At 68.8% G+C, this 16,622-nt stretch carries 19 protein-coding genes and 3 pseudogenes; 9 read left to right on the plus strand and 13 right to left on the minus strand.

Annotated elements, in window-relative coordinates:
- Positions 1–296 precede the first annotated feature (296 nt).
- Complete coding sequence (locus ACFOX0_RS26930; RefSeq protein WP_377551261.1) at positions 297–620, plus strand: DoxX family protein; 324 nt, start codon at positions 297–299, stop codon at positions 618–620.
- A 129-nt stretch (positions 621–749) separates the two neighbouring features.
- On the opposite strand, the pseudogene ACFOX0_RS34380 reads toward ACFOX0_RS26930, so the two are convergent.
- Positions 750–833, minus strand: a pseudogene (locus tag ACFOX0_RS34380) (DUF6458 family protein); the annotation flags it as partial.
- A gap of 68 nt (positions 834–901) precedes the next feature.
- Here ACFOX0_RS34380 and ACFOX0_RS26935 point away from each other — a divergent pair.
- Positions 902–1,795 (plus strand): RNA polymerase sigma-70 factor, encoded by an 894-nt coding sequence (locus ACFOX0_RS26935; RefSeq protein WP_377551263.1) that lies wholly within the window; start codon positions 902–904, stop codon positions 1,793–1,795.
- A 355-nt stretch (positions 1,796–2,150) separates the two neighbouring features.
- Here the strand turns inward: ACFOX0_RS26935 and ACFOX0_RS26940 are convergent, their stop codons facing one another.
- Entirely contained in the window at positions 2,151–2,534 is a 384-nt protein-coding gene (locus tag ACFOX0_RS26940; protein WP_377551054.1) for a DoxX family protein, read from the minus strand.
- An 80-nt stretch (positions 2,535–2,614) separates the two neighbouring features.
- On the opposite strand from ACFOX0_RS26940, the gene ACFOX0_RS26945 reads away from it, so the two are divergent.
- Entirely contained in the window at positions 2,615–3,496 is an 882-nt protein-coding gene (locus ACFOX0_RS26945; protein ID WP_377551056.1) for a sigma-70 family RNA polymerase sigma factor, read from the plus strand.
- A gap of 322 nt (positions 3,497–3,818) precedes the next feature.
- Here ACFOX0_RS26945 and ACFOX0_RS26950 read toward each other — a convergent pair.
- The 4 genes and pseudogenes from ACFOX0_RS26950 to ACFOX0_RS26965 all read right to left on the minus strand — a co-directional run.
- Positions 3,819–4,157 (minus strand): annotated as a pseudogene (locus tag ACFOX0_RS26950) (tyrosine-type recombinase/integrase); the annotation flags it as partial.
- A 149-nt stretch (positions 4,158–4,306) separates the two neighbouring features.
- On the minus strand, positions 4,307–5,122 hold the full coding sequence (locus tag ACFOX0_RS26955; protein WP_377551061.1) for a cellulose binding domain-containing protein: 816 nt from the start codon (positions 5,120–5,122) through the stop codon (positions 4,307–4,309).
- A 759-nt stretch (positions 5,123–5,881) separates the two neighbouring features.
- Positions 5,882–6,310: a hypothetical protein gene (locus ACFOX0_RS26960; RefSeq protein WP_377551064.1), complete on the minus strand. Its 429-nt coding sequence runs from the start codon at positions 6,308–6,310 to the stop codon at positions 5,882–5,884.
- A gap of 124 nt (positions 6,311–6,434) precedes the next feature.
- The gene (locus ACFOX0_RS26965; RefSeq protein WP_377551066.1) at positions 6,435–7,154 is read right to left on the minus strand and encodes an SDR family oxidoreductase; all 720 of its coding nucleotides are present in this window, start codon (positions 7,152–7,154) and stop codon (positions 6,435–6,437) included.
- A gap of 100 nt (positions 7,155–7,254) precedes the next feature.
- Between ACFOX0_RS26965 and ACFOX0_RS26970 the strand changes: the two genes are divergently transcribed.
- Both ACFOX0_RS26970 and ACFOX0_RS26975 read left to right on the plus strand, forming a co-directional pair.
- On the plus strand, positions 7,255–8,118 hold the full coding sequence (locus ACFOX0_RS26970) for a helix-turn-helix transcriptional regulator (protein ID WP_377551069.1): 864 nt from the start codon (positions 7,255–7,257) through the stop codon (positions 8,116–8,118).
- 339 nt (positions 8,119–8,457) lie between these two features.
- Positions 8,458–8,937 (plus strand): GNAT family N-acetyltransferase, encoded by a 480-nt coding sequence (locus ACFOX0_RS26975; RefSeq protein WP_377551071.1) that lies wholly within the window; start codon positions 8,458–8,460, stop codon positions 8,935–8,937.
- A 67-nt stretch (positions 8,938–9,004) separates the two neighbouring features.
- Here the strand turns inward: ACFOX0_RS26975 and ACFOX0_RS26980 are convergent, their stop codons facing one another.
- Positions 9,005–9,331 (minus strand): hypothetical protein, encoded by a 327-nt coding sequence (locus tag ACFOX0_RS26980; RefSeq protein ID WP_377551074.1) that lies wholly within the window; start codon positions 9,329–9,331, stop codon positions 9,005–9,007.
- Positions 9,332–9,450: 119 nt separating this feature from the next.
- On the opposite strand from ACFOX0_RS26980, the gene ACFOX0_RS26985 reads away from it, so the two are divergent.
- Together ACFOX0_RS26985 and cutA are read left to right on the plus strand one after the other, a co-directional pair.
- Entirely contained in the window at positions 9,451–10,065 is a 615-nt protein-coding gene (locus tag ACFOX0_RS26985) for a helix-turn-helix transcriptional regulator (protein WP_377551076.1), read from the plus strand.
- The gene (gene cutA, locus ACFOX0_RS26990; protein ID WP_377551079.1) at positions 10,055–10,381 is read left to right on the plus strand and encodes a divalent-cation tolerance protein CutA; all 327 of its coding nucleotides are present in this window, start codon (positions 10,055–10,057) and stop codon (positions 10,379–10,381) included. The genes ACFOX0_RS26985 and cutA overlap by 11 nt, the downstream gene beginning before the upstream one ends.
- Before the next feature lie 75 nt (positions 10,382–10,456).
- On the opposite strand, the gene ACFOX0_RS26995 is transcribed toward cutA, so the two are convergent.
- The 3 genes from ACFOX0_RS26995 to ACFOX0_RS27005 all read right to left on the minus strand — a co-directional run bounded on the left by ACFOX0_RS26995 (position 10,457) and on the right by ACFOX0_RS27005 (position 13,887).
- Entirely contained in the window at positions 10,457–11,659 is a 1,203-nt protein-coding gene (locus ACFOX0_RS26995; RefSeq protein WP_377551081.1) for a cytochrome P450, read from the minus strand.
- A 302-nt stretch (positions 11,660–11,961) separates the two neighbouring features.
- The gene (locus ACFOX0_RS27000; protein WP_377551084.1) at positions 11,962–12,744 is read right to left on the minus strand and encodes a S1 family peptidase; all 783 of its coding nucleotides are present in this window, start codon (positions 12,742–12,744) and stop codon (positions 11,962–11,964) included.
- Between the two features lie 261 nt (positions 12,745–13,005).
- The gene (locus ACFOX0_RS27005) at positions 13,006–13,887 is read right to left on the minus strand and encodes a LysR family transcriptional regulator (protein ID WP_377551086.1); all 882 of its coding nucleotides are present in this window, start codon (positions 13,885–13,887) and stop codon (positions 13,006–13,008) included.
- 86 nt (positions 13,888–13,973) lie between these two features.
- Between ACFOX0_RS27005 and ACFOX0_RS27010 the strand changes: the two genes are divergently transcribed.
- Entirely contained in the window at positions 13,974–14,405 is a 432-nt protein-coding gene (locus ACFOX0_RS27010) for a VOC family protein (RefSeq protein ID WP_377551088.1), read from the plus strand.
- Between the two features lie 219 nt (positions 14,406–14,624).
- Positions 14,625–15,257 carry a hypothetical protein gene (locus tag ACFOX0_RS27015; RefSeq protein WP_377551091.1) on the plus strand — a complete coding sequence of 211 codons (633 nt, stop codon included), beginning with the start codon at positions 14,625–14,627 and terminating at the stop codon, positions 15,255–15,257.
- A 64-nt stretch (positions 15,258–15,321) separates the two neighbouring features.
- Here ACFOX0_RS27015 and ACFOX0_RS27020 read toward each other — a convergent pair whose 3' ends face one another.
- From ACFOX0_RS27020 to ACFOX0_RS27030, 3 genes and pseudogenes are all read right to left on the minus strand, one after another.
- Entirely contained in the window at positions 15,322–15,657 is a 336-nt protein-coding gene (locus tag ACFOX0_RS27020; protein ID WP_377551093.1) for a PIN-like domain-containing protein, read from the minus strand.
- Positions 15,658–15,697: 40 nt separating this feature from the next.
- Positions 15,698–16,348 carry a DUF433 domain-containing protein gene (locus tag ACFOX0_RS27025; protein WP_377551096.1) on the minus strand — a complete coding sequence of 217 codons (651 nt, stop codon included), beginning with the start codon at positions 16,346–16,348 and terminating at the stop codon, positions 15,698–15,700.
- A gap of 108 nt (positions 16,349–16,456) precedes the next feature.
- Positions 16,457–16,591: pseudogene (locus ACFOX0_RS27030) on the minus strand (GntR family transcriptional regulator); the annotation flags it as partial.
- Between the last annotated feature and the right edge of the window lie 31 nt (positions 16,592–16,622).

Consider the following 16,622-nt stretch of genomic DNA (forward strand, 5'->3'; position numbering starts at 1 on the left):
CACCGCCGCGCGCCTGGTCCACGGCCAACGCCGCCGCCGACTACGCATCCCACCGACCTGGCCCTGGGCCGAACAGATCACCGCCGCGTTCGCCCGGATCGCGGCCATCCCCGCACCCGGCTGACCAACACAGCCGCCATCCCACCGACCGGAGGACCCCCAGGAGACCACGCCCACCGCCGCGACAGACGGCCCCTCACTACACCCCCGAACCAGATCAATCGGAGACCACCGATCAATCACCCCGGGTCGAAACACCCGACACCAGCCATGAACGATCGAGGCTAAGCGGCGGCATCACCAAGATTTTCATACCCAAGGAGAAACTGGCTGCGATTAAGGGCGGGGAATGGACCGGACACGCCAGCGTTGGCTTCATCAAGACTATCGGGGTCCTCGAGCTCCTCGCCGCGGTTGGCCTGATCCTGCCCGCCGTGCTCGACATCGCACCGTTCATGGTGCCGGTGACTGCCGTCTGCTGGGTCTTGCTCATGGTCGGTGCGGCGATCATCCATGGCCGCCTTGGTCAGTTCAAGTTGGTAATGGTGAACGTGGGCTATGTTGCGCTTGCAGCCTTCATCGCGTGGGGCCGCTTCGGCCTTGAGCCTTTCACCGGCTGACGAAGATGTGCCGCTGGCGGGGTGGTGTCGTGTTGGCGCGGGTGATCCGAAGCACGGGCCGCCCCGGCGGTGGCTTCGGCCGGATTGACCGGCTGCTCGCCGGCCAAACGCACCCGGCAGACAGACTTGGATCAGGGTACGAGCGCGGCGTCGCCGGTCCTGCCAGAACCAGAACGTCATCAGCAGCACAGCCAGCTCAGCCAGGATCAGGACCGTGCTGGTGATGCACGATCGAAGGCCTTCGGCAACCAGGGCCGGCCGCGAAGAAGAAGGGTCGAGATATTAGCCACGCCACTGACCCGGCGACCGACACCTTCGTCGCCTACCGCAACCTGCTCTTCACCGTCGCATACGAGATGCTCGGATCGGCGGCCGACGCCGAAGACGTCCTCCAGGAAACCTGGCTGCGGTGGATCAAGGTCGACCCGGAGCACGTGCGCGACCAGCGCGCCTATCTGGTCCGGATCACCACCCGGCAGTCGCTCAACCGGCTGCGCACAATGAAACGCCGCAAGGAGGCCTATGTCGGCCCCTGGCTGCCCGATCCGCTGCTCACCGCGCCGGACGTGGCCGAGGACGTCGGACTCGCCGAGAGTGTGTCGATGGGGCTCATGGTCGTCCTGGAGACACTGTCGCCGACCGAACGCGCCGTCTTCGTGCTGCGCGAGGCCTTCGACGTCAGCTACGACGAGATCGCGGCCGCCGTCGGCAAGAGCCCCGCCGCCGTCCACCAGATCGCGCACCGCGCCCGCCAGCACGTCGATGCCCGCCGCCCCCGCCAGGTGGTCTCCCCGAGCGAGACCCGGGCGGCTCTGGGAGCGTTCCAGCGCGCGGTCGAAACCAGGGACTTGCAGGGTCTCCTCGACGTGCTCGCCCCTGACGTCGTCCTGGTGGGCGACGGCGGCGGCGTCAAGCAGGCCACGCTGCGGCCGATCACCGGGGCGGAGAAGGTGGTCCGCATGTTCTTCAGTGGCCTAGGCAAGGTCGACGGCACCCTCACCGGTGAACCGACCGTGGTCAACGGCAACCCGGCACTCCTCGTACGCCTAGACGGCGAGATCGACGGCATCCTGGCGATCCGTGTCGAGCACGCCCGCATCACCGGCATCTACTACGTCCGCAACCCGGCAAAGCTGACCCGCGTCGAATCCGAGACCCCGCTCACCCTGCGATGAACACCGGTGCCGGAATAGCCACCTGGGAATCAGGTGCGACGCCGAGGTAGCGCGCTGCGGCACCGGCGGACCGGCCCTCGCGCCGTCCATCGCAGGCCACCCTTGGTCAGTCACGCCGGAACCGCCCGCACCAGGGACCGGACACCGGCCAGGCGGGACCGGACCAGCCCTTCGTACTGCCCTCATTGTGGTGAGGGTGGATCGCCTCACGGGCGGCGGGTGCCCTGTCATGCCGAATTGGGATGTCTGGCTTGGGACTCAAGCGACTGGCATAAGGTACGGCCCGTCCCGTGTCCGCGTTCCGCGCCAGATCGGCCCTGGGAAGTCCCCGCACGTGTGGGCGGTTATGGGGAGATCATCCGAAGGCCTCAGGGCCGAAGCGGCCGATCGCCACGAAGACGATCGGGGCGAGATAGAACAGGTCCAACAGCATTGCCTTGGGTTCGTGGCGTCGGATGCGCAGGATCACAGCACCTACCATGATTGTCGCCAGACCTGTGGCAGCCAGTGGCACCAGGATCGGCGCGATGTCGAGTAGAGCGGGCAGGATCAGGCCGATCGCGCCCAGGACCTCGAGTGCTCCGAGGGTCCTGACGAAGCCAGGGTTGACGTTGTTGACCCATCCCTGGGCGCCACGAGCCTCGGCCATCTTTTTCTTGCTTACGAACAGCTTGCCGCCCCCGGCAAGCAGGAAGAGTACGGCCAGGAGGCCGGCAACGATCCACAGCGCGGTGTTCATGAGGTTCTCCTTGACGGTTACGTTGGCCCTTCCGGGCCCGTCATCACCCATGACGGAACTCGCTCGTGGGAGGTAACAGCATGACCGGATCCGGTCCGGAGGAAGCTGTCGCAGAGGCGTTCGAGGAGCAGCGTGGGCGCCTTGTGGCGGTGGCCTACCGGATGCTCGGATCGCGGGCCGACGCCGAGGACGCGGTGCAAGAGGCCTGGCTGCGACTGGCGCGTCAGGACGCGGCCACGATCGACAGCCTCGCCGGCTGGCTGACCACCGTGGTGGGCCGCGTGTGCATTGACGTGCTGCGCTCGCGCACGGCCCGGCCGGAGGCGTCCTACGACGACCGGCTGCCCGAGTTGATCGTGACCCAGGACGGCGGCGCAACACCCGAGGACGACGCGCTGCTCGCCGAATCCGTCGGGCTGGCAATGCTGGTGGTGCTCGATACCCTCCGCCCCGCCGAGCGGCTGGCGTTCGTGCTGCACGACATGTTCGCAGTGCCATTCGAGGAGATCGGTCAGATCATCGGCAGGTCCACCGACGCTGCCAAAATGCTCGCCAGCCGGGCCCGCCGTAAGGTGCAGGACACGCCTCGCCCAACCGATGAACGGCAGCAGCAGCGTGCAGTGGTCCATGCGTTCCTCTCCGCAGCGCGAAGCGGAGACTTCGAAGGGCTCCTGCGGGTGCTCGACCCGGACGTGACCTGGCGCACCCACACCGAGCGCGGCATGGTCGTCAGGCTGGGGGCAACCGAGGTGGCCGCTAGGATCCAGCACGCGGTCCACGTGAAGGCAACCGCGCGCCCCGTCCTCGTCAACGGTGCACCCGGAATCATGGCATGGGACGCGAACGGCAAGCCGGTGGGCGTCATGGCGTGCACCGTAGTCGATGGACGGATCGTCGAGATCCTGTCAGTGACCGATCCGGAACGCCTCGCATCCATGGACCTCCCGGGCGGTGCGGACTAGATCTGCTCCACGTCAACCAGCACGCCGGATGCGGATTCGCCTGGCAGCCGGCAGAGGTAGCCGCCCACGGGGCGGTCGAGCCCGCGCGGCTCGCTGATCACTGTGAGATCGACGCTCTGCGCGACAGTGTGGGCAGTCCGGCGCGGAGAAGCATCACCCGCAGCGGCCGTTGCCGCATCGCGTCGATCCATACCTGAGACTGACCGGCGCTCCAAACTCACGCAGCGCGGTAACGCACGCCGCGGCCTCCCGCGCGATCGTCAGCGCCGCTGACCTCCCAGCCCTCCCGCAGCCATGATCGGATGCACTCTCATGGCTCCCTCTGATTGGCGTGCTGGTAGATCAGCGCCGCGCGGGGGTTGTCGTGCCCCATCCGGGCCATGATGTCGCGCAGGCTGGCGCCCGGCGTCCGCGACGCGAGCGTGTTGCCGGTATGCCGCAGGTTGTGGAAGTGGAGCCCGGCGACGCCTACGGCAGCGACCGCTTCGGGCCACTTGACCAGCTTGTTGAAGTTGCCGTGCCAGAGGTTCCGTCCGCTCTCGCCGGTGAACACGAACGCCTCGGGTGCCTCGCCCAGGTAGCCGCTGATGTGCTGTTTCAGCATGGGAAGGGCGGCCTTCGGTAGCGCGACGGTCCGCACGCCCGCTCGCGACTTCGGCGGCTATGCCAACAATGCATGGGGAGGTCAACGCCTTCGCGCCACGCCGATCCGGGCCGGTGACCCCGCCGGAGGTTCTGCGACGGCGGGCCTGCCGGGAGTGGCCCCCGGGGCGCCTGGCCGCCCAGACGCCCCGCGGTCCGGTGCGCGGGCTACCCGGCGGCGCAGCTGACGTTGTTGAGCGTGAACGCGATCGGCACCGCGTCGCTGGCCTGCCAGGTGCCCAGGACGCCGAAGACCACCGAGGCGCCCGGCGCCACCAGGGGGTTGTAGCTGGGGTTCCGGGCCGTGACGGTGGCACCGCTCTGCTGGGCGGTGGCGGACCAGGACTGGACGATGTGCTGGTCACCGGGGAAGGTGAAGCTGAGCGTCCAACCGTTGATCGGCACGGTGCTGGTGTTCTTGATGGTGATCTGGGCGGTGAAGCCTCCCGGCCACTCGCTCCCGGTGCGGTAGCTCACGGTGCAGGGCGCCGCCGGCGGCGGGCCGATCGGCACCGTGGCGGTCCGGGTGAGCAGGGCGCCGGTGGCGTCGTCCTCTACCCGGGCCGTGACCTCCAGGCCGGTGGCCGTACAGCCGGAGAACACCAGGTAACCGGTGCTCCAGCTGAAGGTCGCGCCCGGATCGACGGTGACCGCCCGGCCAGGCAGCGGGTCGAGGGCCGGGCAGCCGGTGGGGATGCCGGGGGTGGAGCCGACGAACCGGGCGTAGATCACCGTGGAGACCTGTTGCTGTTGGGCGGTGCAGTTCTGCCCGACGGCCGTGGCGGTGATGGTCTGGCCCGGAACCCCCCGCGGCGGGTTGAAGGTGAGCGACTGGATCTGGACGGTACCGGCGCAGGCGTCGGCCGGGACGGTCGCGCCGGCCGGGGCGGTGCCGGCCGGATCGGCCTGCGCCGCCGTTGCGGGGACGGCCAGTGCACCGGCGGCGCAGACGGCGGCCGCAGCGAGGGTCAGGAGCGTACGCAAGAGGGTCCTCCTGGGTGAGCCGGGGGATACGGGCGCCGCCAGTTGACCGCATTAATCAATGTCTGTCAATTGACCGGATCGGTCGTCTCCACCATGCGTCGCACCGGCTCGCCGCCGGAGACCGCCGTGATCTCCCGACCGGCCCCCTCGGCCAGGACGGGTTTTGCCCGTTCGCGGCTGCCGGCGAAGCCGTGAGAACTTTCTGTACGTCTTCAAGGCGGCCCGCAACGGGCCGCACGCGCCGCCGCCTGGGCGCGCGCCGGCCGCGTCGGCGAGCTGGCGGCAGTCGCGGGGCTGCGGTTAGAGCGCCTCCGGCGGGGGCGCTCCGGCTCCAGGATGGCCGGGGCTCCGCCGGCGGGTCACGGTCCGTGGGTGGTTGCGGAAGGAGCCATCCCGCCTGCCATCGACCCGGGCAAGCCGAGCAGACCACCACCCGCCCCGCCAGCGTCCGAACCTGCGTCAAGGCCGTCTTGGCGTGGCGGGCCGGTCGGCGGCCCGCTCCCCAGACGGGCGGGCCGACGGCAGACAGTGAGGCGTTGCAGTGAGGGCAAACTGTCTCGTCTGCAAGCGTCTCGGCGAGCAAGGGTGCTTCGCATCGCTTCGCGACGGCCCTGCGGGCCGCCCTTGGCCCCGGAGCCTCTGCGACCCCCTCCCGTCGGCTATTGCTGGCAGGCCGGGGCCTACCCGGGTACACGCGCCGCAGCCCCACCACGGCCTCGTCGCAGTAGACCTGCGGGCTCTGGTCAAAGGTTCCGATTGTCAGCCCTTGTCGCGCTGCGTCGGTTGCACCCATCGTCGCAGCGCGTCGATTGTGGTTTCCGGTGACGTGTTGAAGCAAAACTTGATACCGGGCTGCATCTCATTGAGCACATTTACGAGCCGTTCGAACAGCAGGGTGTGCTCGGCCGTCATCCGCACACCTGCCCCGATCATCGCGACTCGAAACGACCCTGTGGCGGCACACTCGCGCATCTTCGCCTCGGCCTCGTCCGGCACAGCAGGCACCTGGCACGACACGAAATCGAATCCGGCCACACGCAGCGCAGCCTCGCCCGCCTCGATTCGTGCGGCCAGAGTCGCCTCGTCCAGACCGGGGTACCGGCTGTAGTCCACGGTGCTCGGATGCAACCCGATCGACAGGATATCGTTCCCCTGGCTCGAATCACGGTCTCCCACAGTGCTCACCATTCTTGTCTCGATCCCACACCCATACAATCAGACACAGGATCAGCGGCGGGGACACACGGTGCCGATCCCGCGCCCATTAATCCGGACGTCAGCGGCCCGCGGCACCAAAAGCGGACGGCCACGATCACCACGAAACGGGGCCGGTGCGGTCGAAGAACCCACCGGTCGGTCCGTCGGAGCCGATATCGGCCAGTCGTACGATTGCATCGGTCCCCTCGGTCACCGTTTGGAAACCCGAATTGTTAGTCATGTCGGTGGCGGTGTAGCCGGGATCGACCGCATTGATCTTGATATCACTCAATGCGCTGGCGTATTGAGTGGTGATCATGTTAAGTGCCGATTTCGACGCCGGATAAGCGAGAGTGGGGGGCACTAATCCGCTCAGGCTCGGGTCGGTGATTGTGGCGACCGATCCCATTCCGCTGGACACCATCACGATCCGGGGGTGCTCGGAGGCGCGTAGCAGTGGCAGGAACGCGTGTGTCACCCGGACCGGGCCGAACACGTTCACCTCGAACACCTCCCGCAGATCGAACACCAAGGTATCGGCCGGAGCGCTGTTCGTGCCACCGATGCCGGCGTTGTTCACCAATACGTCCAGCCGCCCCGCACGCGCCTTCACCGTTCCGGCAGCCGCGGTGACGGATTCATCCGAGGTCACATCGAGCGGTACGAACTCCACGCTTAACCCGTCGCCGACCAGCTCGGCCGCCGCCGCCATGCCGCGCGTCGTGTCCCGCGCGGCGAGGAACACCTGCCAGCCCAGCCCCGCGAGCCTACGTACGGTCTCGCGTCCCAGCCCTTTGTTCGCCCCGGTAACCAGAGCAGTCGTCGTTGATGCCATGCCGATAGCGTCCCCGCCGGGTCTGCCGCCCGCCAGGGCTGCCCAGGCATGGGACCTGCGGTACCACCCCCAGGCTTCAATGCTGCGGCAGGATGGATGCGTGGACAAAGCCGAACTGGCGGCGGTGCTGCGCACCGCACGCGCACGGGTGAGACCGGTCGACGTCGGCCTCTCGACCGGGCAACGCAGACAGGTACCGGGGCTGCGCCGCGAAGAGGTCGCCCAGCTTGCGGGCCTCAGCGTCGACTACGTGGTCCGGCTCGAGCAGGGACGCGGCCCCAAACCCTCCAGCCAGGTACTCGGCGCGCTGACCAGGGCATTGCGACTCAGCGACAGCGACCGCGACCTCGTATTCCGGCTGGCCGGATCCGAGCCGCCGCAGGCCGGACGCGTCCCGATGCTGATACGTCCGAGCGTGCTGCGGCTCCTGGATCGGATGTCGGACCTGCCCGCCCTGGTGTTGTCGGCCAAGTCCGATATCCTCGCCTGGAATCCCCTTGCTGCCGCGCTCTTCGGCGACTTCTCCGAATGGCCACCCGCGCAACGCAATCTCATTCGGCAGCGCTTTCTGAGCACCGACCCGGACCGAATAACGCTGACACCAGAGGAGGAGGCGGCAACGGCCGCCCACTGCGTCGGGTGCCTGCGAACCGCCCAGGCCCGCTACCCCGACGACCCCGACCTCAACCGCCTCATCGCCGATCTGCGCTCCGGCAGCAACCGGTTCGACGACCTGTGGCGAGCCGGGCGTTCGGAACAGTTACGCGCCACCACAACAACCATCCAGCACCCCGAACTCGGGCCGCTCATCCTCGACTGCGACATCCTCCTGGTACCGGAAGCCGATCAAACTCTCATTGTCTACTCGGCCGCACCCGACACACCCGAAAGCTCGGCGCTCGACCTACTCCGCGTCACCGGCACCGAACGATTCACCCCACTGTCTGCGCGGCAGGCGGGATGACGGGGTAGGACCGAGACTCGTCCCGGCACCGCGCGGTGAAGCAGGAACCCGCCCGGACGCTGCGCGTTCCACGCGCAGCGTGGAGGGAATCCCCGCCATTCATGGCGGTGGAGGAAGTCAATACGCGCGTCCCGACGTCACCTACCGGCCCGTCAGTGGCGTCAGCCCCAGCCAGGTCGGGGTGGCCTGGTCGTCCACCGCCGACACCGATCCGGTGATCCGGGATTTCGTCCAATGCTGCCTGGACAACAAACCACGGACGGAGTCGGCGAACTGACCTCAGGGGATCGGGCGGAGACCAACTGGCTCGCCCAGAAGGATGCCTGTCAGCATGTCCGGGTGAACTCACCCGCGATCACGCTGCGCGCGATGCGCCCGGACGAGTACGAGGACTACGCGAGGCGACGGGACCAGGAGTACGTCCAGTCCCTCACCGAGATGATGTCGACCGAGGCCGCCGAGGAGAAGGCGCGACAGGATCGAGCCCGGTTCCTGCCCCAGGGGTTGGCGACGGAACACCAGCACCTCCTGGTGGCTGAGAACGCCAGCGGTGAGGTCGTGGGGCACGCGTGGGTCGGCTTGGCGGAGCCACCGACCGGGCCGGCCGACACCGCCTGGCTGCACGACATCGAGGTGGCGCGGGCCCATCGGCGATCCGGCTACGGGCGGGCAATCCTCGCAGCCGTCGAGGCGGTGGCGCGGGAGGAGGGCGCGAGTCGGCTCGGGCTCAACGTGTTCGGTGACAACGCGCCCGCGATCTCGCTGTACCGGGCGAGCGGCTACGAGGTGATGGCCCAGCAGCTGGCGAAACGGTTGTAGCCAGTGGGCGTGGCCCCACCCAGAACTGGCTTCCTGGGCGGGGCCTTGGCGCCACGCGGTTCTAGCCCTACGGTTGCGTCAGCAGGCTTTCATGGATTGTGCGACTGAGCCGGTACGCGAGGTTGGTCGCCATCTGTTCCTTGCGGAACGAGCCCCAGATCCGGCGGGTGGTCGCGACCTCGGCATCGACGTCGGCCCCGGCGTCGCGGCGCGTCTTCTCGCAGTAGGAAAGGTTGGACCGCCGCGATTCTTCATGGACCCGCCGGATCTCGGCCAGGCCGAGCCGCGCGATACCGGCAAGGGCGAGAGCCTTGATCTGACTGACCGTCAACGCGTTGGGCCTGGCGGGAATGCCGGCGGCATGAATCGCGACGGCAAGTTCCCCATTGCTCATCCGGTTCAGTTGGTCCGGTCGGGCTGTAGCGGTGTCAAGGACGGTTCTGCCCCTTTTGGGGGACGCGAGCGGGTCGTTGCATCGGACGTATCTGTCCCCGGAAGATAGGGAGCGTGGAGATGTCCGAGGTCCTGCGCCAGCGACGGAACGCGCTGGGCCTGTCGCAGGCCGACCTGGCCGCGCGGGTCGGGGTCGACAAGCGCCAGATCAGGCGGTACGAGGCGGGCGAGACCCAGCCGACACTCTCGGTGGCTCGTGCGATCGCCCGCGCCTTGGAGGTCACTGTCGACGAACTTGCCGGTGAGGACGTACACCGGATCGATCTCTCGGGCGACTGGTGGGCGTGTTGGCAGACCTGGAACAAGGGCCGCGAGATCCTCAACCCGCACCAGGTCCGGATGCGCCAGAAGGGCGACGCCGTCGAGGTTCTCGCCGTCACCCGGGGCACCCAGAGGTTCGAGGACGGCGGCTACCTGTGGCGGGGTGAACTGCGGCTGTGGGACAACGAGATCCTGATGGGCTGGTACGTGGCCGACGAAGCAGCCGTCCGTTCGAAGGGCACGCTCTACTTCGTGCTGCACCAGCACGGACAGCGGATGAGCGGGCGGTGGGTCGGCCTCAGCTACGACGGGCCGATCGTCACCGGCTGGGGTGCTGTCGCCAAGACGGAGGAAGAGGCGCTGAGCATGGTCGACACGCTCAAGAACGAGGAGGTCGTCCCCGATGAGCACTGAGATCTGCGAGGTCGTCGTCACCGCCGGCAGCGCCGAGTGGCTTGTCGAGTTCACCCGCCGGCTCGTCGACGACCGGCTGGCCGCCTGCGGGCAGAACATCGCCGCGATCCGGTCGGTCTACCGCTGGGACGGCGAGGTCCAGGACGACCCGGAGGCCCGGGTCGCCCTGCACACCCGGCTCAGCCTCGTACCGCGGATCGTGCAACGCGCCAACGACGAGCACCCGTACGACGTGCCGTGCGTGATCGCGTTGCCGGTCATCGCCGGGAACCCCGCCTACGTCGACTGGGTCCTCGCCGAAACCGTCGACGAGTGAACCGCCCCGCCAACTGGCCGCCCCTGCAACGAGCGAACCGGCCCGACAAGCCGACCGGCCGCCGAGCAGGACAGCTCAGCCCGTGCTGACCGGCAGGGTGGCGTAGCCGCGCAGCACCAGGCGGTCGCGGAGCGTCGGTGGCCCGGCCAGGCTGAGCCGGGGCAGCATGGTCAGCAGCAGCGGGAAGGCGACCTGCGCCTCCAGCCGGGCCAGCGGCGCGCCGAGGCAGTAGTGGGCGCCGCCGCCGAACGAGACCGGTTGGACGTTCGGCCGGTCCGGGTCGAACCGGTGCGGGTCGGGGTAGCGGGCCGGGTCCCGGTTGGCGGAGCCGAGCAGCAGGGTGAGCATCGCGCCGCCGTCGAGCCGCAGCCCGTCGCCGAGGTCCAGCGGACCGGCGGTGAACCGGCCGGCGAGCTGCGCCGGGGAGTCGTACCGAAGGATCTCCTCGACGAACGCGGGCGCCAGGTCCGGTTCGGCGCGCAACCGGTCCGCCTGCTCGGGATGCTCCAGCAGGATCCGGAGGCCGGTGCTGAGCAGGTTGGTGGTGGTCTCGAAGCCGGCGACCAGCAGCAGCACCAGGTTGGCGAGCAGTTCCTCGCCGGTCAGTCCGGCGCCGTCGGGGTCGTCCTGCACCGCGACGAGCGCGCTGGTCAGGTCCTCCCGCGGGGCGCGCCGGCGCTCCGCGATCAGCTCCGTGAAGTACGCCTCCAGATCCCGACCGGCCGTGTCGGCGAGCCGCATCTCCTCCTCCGTACTGATCGGTTCCAGCACGACGGTCAAATCGGCGGCCCGCTGCCGGAACCACGGCTGGTCGGCGTCCGGGACGCCGAGCAGCGCGCAGATCACGCCGATCGGCAACGGATACGCGAACGCGCTCACGAAGTCGGCGCTGGCCGGCATCACCTTGATCAGATCCTCGGCCTGGCCGGTGATGACGTCGCGCATCGCGGCGACCCGGCGGGCGGTGAAGGTGGCCGCGGCGGCCCGGCGGATCCGGGTGTGATCCGGCGGGTTGGTCTGCAGCATCGACAGCACGATCGAGGCGACTCCCCGGTTGCGTCGCCAGTCCGGCCAGGCGGCGTCGTAGTCGCTGACGTCCGCGACCCGCAGCGCCGGGTCGCGCAGCAACCGGCTGGTGAGCGCGTGGGTGGTGACGAACCAGCGCCCGTCGGGCGCCGGGAACACCGGCGCGTGCGCCCGGAGTACGTCATAGGCCGGATACGGGTCGACGCGCCCCTCCGGCACGAACAGCGACCCCAACGCGGTCTCGAAGTCCATCCCCTGGCCTCCCCTGTAGACGGATGTCTCCCGCATTCTGCCGCCGCTGGGCCCCTCGTTCGCGAGGGCGGCCCGATACCGTCAGTCGAGTTCGAGCTGCATAAACCGGGTGTCGATCCACTCGACCCTCCTGGCCGAAGGCTATGCCACCGCCGCCCGCATCGTCCGCCCGCGGTGGCAAGGACGGCCGTCGTGCCCGGCGGAAACACTGCGTGCCCAGGCGGGAACACTGCCGGCCGGAAGCACTGGCAGCTCCGTCCCACCCGAAGGGACGGAGCTGCCAGCGGGCAGGGAGCAGCTGCCTAGCCCTTGGCGACCTGGGTCTGGATCCAGCGCCGGACGACGTCCACCCGGGAGGTGGTCTCGTCCAGCGAGTGGGGGCAGTCGGGTCCGTCGCTCTCCACCGAGACCAGGACCGGTTGCCGGTTCCGCGACTCCACGAAGTACGGCGCGCCGGAGTCGTACGGGCACGGGCTGGTGTCCCGCTGGGGGGCGTGGCCGGTCACGGTGAGGGTGGTGGCGGCCACGGACGTCACGGTGAACTGCCCGGTGTGCAGCTGGGTGGCCGGCACGATGACCGTTCCGTCGGTCGAGCCGTATCCGGTCAGCCGCACCACGCTGTTCACGGCCGGAGCCGTGGTGGCCAGCCGGATCGGTCGGATGTCGGTGATCGGCGTGTCCAGCTTCGCGACGGCGATGTCGTTGGACGGCGACTGCCGTACCGCGATCACGGTGGCGACGTGGCCGTTGCTGCCCGTCAGGTCGGCGCGGCCGACCGTGGCGGTGGTCAGGTCGGCGACCGGCCGGTCGACCCGGACGCCGTCTGCGTCCCGGAAGCAGTGACCGGCGGTGAGAATCCACTGTGGGGCGATCAGCGCGCCGGAGCAGGCGCTGTTGCGGCGTCCGCCGTCCGCCGTCGGGATGCCGGTCATGGTGAGCTTGACCGAGAACCGGTACTGCCCTTCCGGTACGGGGGTGCCGTTGGCGATGGCGTGCGCCGCCCCGGCGGGGACGAGGGCCAGCAGGGCGCCGGCCGCGGCGAACAGGCCCGCGGTCAGGCGACGCCGTCTCGTGAAGATCTGCAAGGGATTCCCCCATTCCTGCTCGGGTGAGCGGAGCAAATGTAATTCGGCTCCGTCGAACGGACAACCGCGCCCGAATCAGTGTTGACGGCATATTCATGGGTTCTTCACGAGAATCCGCTGTTCACCTGCGGACCGTGCGGTCGGCGGCGAATGAAGGGACACCGATACTGGTGACCCGGCCCGTCCCCCGATCGTCCACGTTTCGGGGCGGGCCGGGTCGGGCGTCCCCCGGCCGGCTCGCGTCGGTCGGTCCGGAAAGGGCTACCCGTTGGCGTCGGCGGCGGCGCGGACGAATTCGCGGACCCGCGTGGTGGTGTTGCTCTCCAGCCAGACCGGACCGCGGTGGATCGGCGGTGCGTCGTGGATCGGCACGTAGGCCAGGTCGGGACGCGGGTAGTACCGCCGGGTGTGTTCGCCGACCGGAAGCACGCCTCGGCCCAGCGCCACCAGGGACAGCATCTCGGAGAACGTGTTGCCGGCCGGCCCTGGCGGGACCGGCCGACCGGACGGCGTGCGCTCGGGCGTCCGGTCGCGCTTGAACGCGACCGAGGTCACCGCCGGATACTGCACCACCGGATGCTCGGCCAGCACCTCCAGGGACACCGATTCCGCGCGGGCCAGCGGATGCCCGACCGGCACGGCCAGCATCCGCGCCTCCGACATCAGCGCCGGCCCGTTGGCCATGCCGTCGAACGGAAAAGCCGCGATCAGTACGTCGATCGAGCCGTCGACCAGGCTGGACCGCGAATTGGACAACTGCACCTCGCGTACGTCGACCGCGCAGTCCGGATGCCGCTCGGTGAACAGGCTGACCGCGCGCAGCAGCACCGGTCCGGTCCACTCACCGAGGAAACCCACCCGCAGGCTCCCGGTCACGCCCCGGCCCGCGTCGACGGCCCGGCGTACCGCGTCGTCGAGCTGGACCACCAGCGGCCGCAGGTCGTCCGCGAGCCGCCGGCCGATCGGGGTGAGGGTGACGACCCGACTGGTACGGGCGAACAGCGGCGCCCCGATCCGCCGTTCCAGCTTCTTGATCACATGGCTGACCCGGCCGGTGGTGACCCGCAGCCGGTCGGCGGTACGCCCGAAGTGCAGCTCGTCCGCGAGGGTCAGGAAGGTCTCGTACTCGTACCGCTCCAGCATCGTCCGCCCGTTCGTTGACTCCGGCTCAACGATCGTAGCCCGGTCGCGTCTTGGTCCACCCCGCCGACCAGGGCATCGTTCCCGTCATGACGACAACGACAGCCTCGGGACGTGCGAGTGACGCCACCATCGTGCGGGTGACGGCGTTCGACCATCTGGTGCTCAACGTCGAGGACATCGAACGGTCCCTCGACTTCTACTGCGGCACGCTCGGCCTGGAGCTGGTCCGGGTGGACCGGTGGCGGGCCGGCAAGCTCAGGTTCCCGTCGGTCCGGGTCAGCCCGGACACCATCATCGACCTGATGCACGGTCCGCGCGGGGAGTCCAACGTGGACCACTTCTGCCTGGTGGTCGCCCCGCTGGACTGGCAACAGGTGATCGACTCGGGCGTCTTCACGGTGACCGAGGGACCGGTCGGCCGGTACGGCGCCCGCGGCGAGGCGACCTCCATCTACGTACGGGACCCGGACGGCAACTCGATCGAACTGCGCTGGTACCCGCAGGACGCCGAGGAGTAACGGGCGGCCGAAACGGGGCAGCTCACGGCGCACATCCTGGCTAGGGGACACGAATACCCGGGCGGGGTCCCCGGCACCTTCACCTTCAGCGCCAACGGCGTCGAGGACGTCGAGGGCTTCACGTACCAGCTCAACGCCGGTGCTCCGGTGGACGTACCGGCGGACCGGTTGGGCGGCTCGGCCACCGTGTCCCTGTCCGCGTCGCGAAGGGTCAACGAGATGGTCGTGCGCAGTCGCGACCGGGCGGGCCACCTCTCGCCCGAGGCGCGCTACCAGTTCTTCGTGTCCGAAACCTCGCCGGTCCTCACCGTCGACGGTGACGTGCGGGGTGGCAAGCCGTTCCGACTGCACATCGCGCCCGGCCCGAACACCGGGCAGATCGTGCGCTACATCTACACCTACACCATCGACGGCGAGACGAACACGGTCATCCCGGACGCCGACGGCACCGCCTCGATCGAGTTGACCGCCCGGGCGAACTCGTTCTTCACGGTCTCGGTGTCGAGTCTCAGCGCGAACGGCTGGGTGTCCCCGGCGACCACCTGGTCGCAGTACGTGGACACTGCCCCGGCGGTGCGGTCGAGCACCTACCCGGAGGGGGACGTGGCCGGTGGCGGCGTCGGGATCGCCGGAACGTTCACCTTCGCGCCGCGCAGCGACGGGGTGGTCTCGTACGTCTACTCGTTCGACTACGGCACCCCGGTCACCGTTCCGGCCGGCCCGGACGGCACCGCGACGGTGACCTGGACCCCGGACACGGCCGGTTCCCATCAACTGGACGTCTACGCGGTCGCCGCCGACGGCTCCGAGTCGGACACGCACTACTACTACCTGAACGTCAACGGGTCCTGATCCGCCAGGGCGATGTCATCCCACGAGCGCGGGGTGGCACCGCTCGGCCGTCCGCGTGGTCGCTTCATCGCTTGCGACGTGGTGGACCATTTTCGTGGATCACGAAGAAACCAACGCGTCGGTCCAGGACAGACTGGTGAATCGCCGGCCTTCTGGTGTCGAACCGCTCAGCTCGGAGTTGCACCGGAAGCTCGGAGCTGTCCAGGCAGTGTATGCACGCCTGGTACCGGCGGAGCAGCGTGTGGACCTCCGTCTGCGTCGCGATCCGGAGGTCCTGCGTCAACAACGCCCAACCACGGCTCAGCCCGTATTCGATCCACTCCGGATCGCTGACGGCTTGAGCGTCGTCAGGAAAATAGTCGCTGATGGCGTGAACTATCCATCCTCGGCTTATCAGCATGCGGGGCGCACTCTTGCCCAGGCACCGGTCGGCGAAGAATTCAGGCTGCGACCCGGACGAGCGCCTCGACCTGGTCAACGCTCAGGCCGTATTCGTCGGCGACGACATCGAGGGGTTCTCCAGATCTCCACATGCCTAGAACGGCGGACACGGGAACTTTCGTGGACTCGACGATCGGGGCGCCCCAGGCGAACCTCGGGTCGATGACGACCTCGGCCACCGCAGGATCGTACTTGCGAAGCACGAGTCTGCTCGGGAACTCGTCGTCATCCGTCCAGGAAATGTATCGGAGATAGTCGTTGATGACCTGTCGTAGCGGCATCTGACGGTCGCCCGCCCGAGCCACTTCGTCGGTATCGAGGTAGTGGATGAAGACGTCGATTCCGTCCGTCGCGATGCGCCGGCTGGCCAAGCCGTATTCGGTGTCGAACTGCTGCCGGATGTCGGTGGCGGCTTCGCGGATCTTGTCGGTGGACAGGCCGAGCTTGCGCAACGAGCGCAACACGTACGCCTCCACCAGGGCCACGAACGGGACCGAGGGGTGACCACGGCGCTGAGGCCTGATGCTGTGTACGAGCGGATGTCCGGCGGCATTCTGACTCAGCCAGCGGTGCATCGTCCGCTCCGGCACCTGGAGGTGCTCGGCCGCCTCCAGCGGAGTCAGCAACGGCACGGTAAAGCGGTCGATCATGCCTCTCGCCTCCCTCCTGGTCGAGGATCGCACAACGCCGGCACCGCGTGCGATCCCATCGGTCCGGTCTGAGGCGTGTCGGGCCGGGCCCGGAGGCGTACTGCCAGCTCAGTGTTCGGAGGGGTGCTCCGCGACGAAGGTGCCCTTGCCCTGATGGCCTTCGACCAGGCCCCGGTCCCGCAGGATGCGAAGCGCCGCCTGAGCTGTGGAGACGCTGACGCTGTACTGCTCGGAGAGCTGGGCATGACTTGGTACTCCTCGCTCGGCACCTCCA

This window comes from Micromonospora zhanjiangensis (assembly GCF_042650605.1).
In the GTDB taxonomy this organism is placed as follows: domain Bacteria; phylum Actinomycetota; class Actinomycetes; order Mycobacteriales; family Micromonosporaceae; genus Micromonospora_J; species Micromonospora_J zhanjiangensis.

Coding starts and splice junctions, on each gene's coding strand:
- ACFOX0_RS26945 (WP_377551056.1), top strand. CDS start 2,615: ATGACCGGATCCGGTCCGGAGGAAGCTGTCGCAGAGGCGTTCGAGGAG.
- ACFOX0_RS27020 (WP_377551093.1), bottom strand. CDS start 15,657: ATGCTGATAAGCCGAGGATGGATAGTTCACGCCATCAGCGACTATTTT.
- ACFOX0_RS26965 (WP_377551066.1), bottom strand. CDS start 7,154: ATGGCATCAACGACGACTGCTCTGGTTACCGGGGCGAACAAAGGGCTG.
- ACFOX0_RS26980 (WP_377551074.1), bottom strand. CDS start 9,331: ATGAGCAATGGGGAACTTGCCGTCGCGATTCATGCCGCCGGCATTCCC.
- ACFOX0_RS27025 (WP_377551096.1), bottom strand. CDS start 16,348: ATGATCGACCGCTTTACCGTGCCGTTGCTGACTCCGCTGGAGGCGGCC.
- ACFOX0_RS27010 (WP_377551088.1), top strand. CDS start 13,974: ATGACGACAACGACAGCCTCGGGACGTGCGAGTGACGCCACCATCGTG.
- ACFOX0_RS26960 (WP_377551064.1), bottom strand. CDS start 6,310: ATGGTGAGCACTGTGGGAGACCGTGATTCGAGCCAGGGGAACGATATC.
- ACFOX0_RS26995 (WP_377551081.1), bottom strand. CDS start 11,659: ATGGACTTCGAGACCGCGTTGGGGTCGCTGTTCGTGCCGGAGGGGCGC.
- ACFOX0_RS26985 (WP_377551076.1), top strand. CDS start 9,451: ATGTCCGAGGTCCTGCGCCAGCGACGGAACGCGCTGGGCCTGTCGCAG.
- cutA (WP_377551079.1), top strand. CDS start 10,055: ATGAGCACTGAGATCTGCGAGGTCGTCGTCACCGCCGGCAGCGCCGAG.
- ACFOX0_RS27005 (WP_377551086.1), bottom strand. CDS start 13,887: ATGCTGGAGCGGTACGAGTACGAGACCTTCCTGACCCTCGCGGACGAG.
- ACFOX0_RS27015 (WP_377551091.1), top strand. CDS start 14,625: ATGGTCGTGCGCAGTCGCGACCGGGCGGGCCACCTCTCGCCCGAGGCG.
- ACFOX0_RS26940 (WP_377551054.1), bottom strand. CDS start 2,534: ATGAACACCGCGCTGTGGATCGTTGCCGGCCTCCTGGCCGTACTCTTC.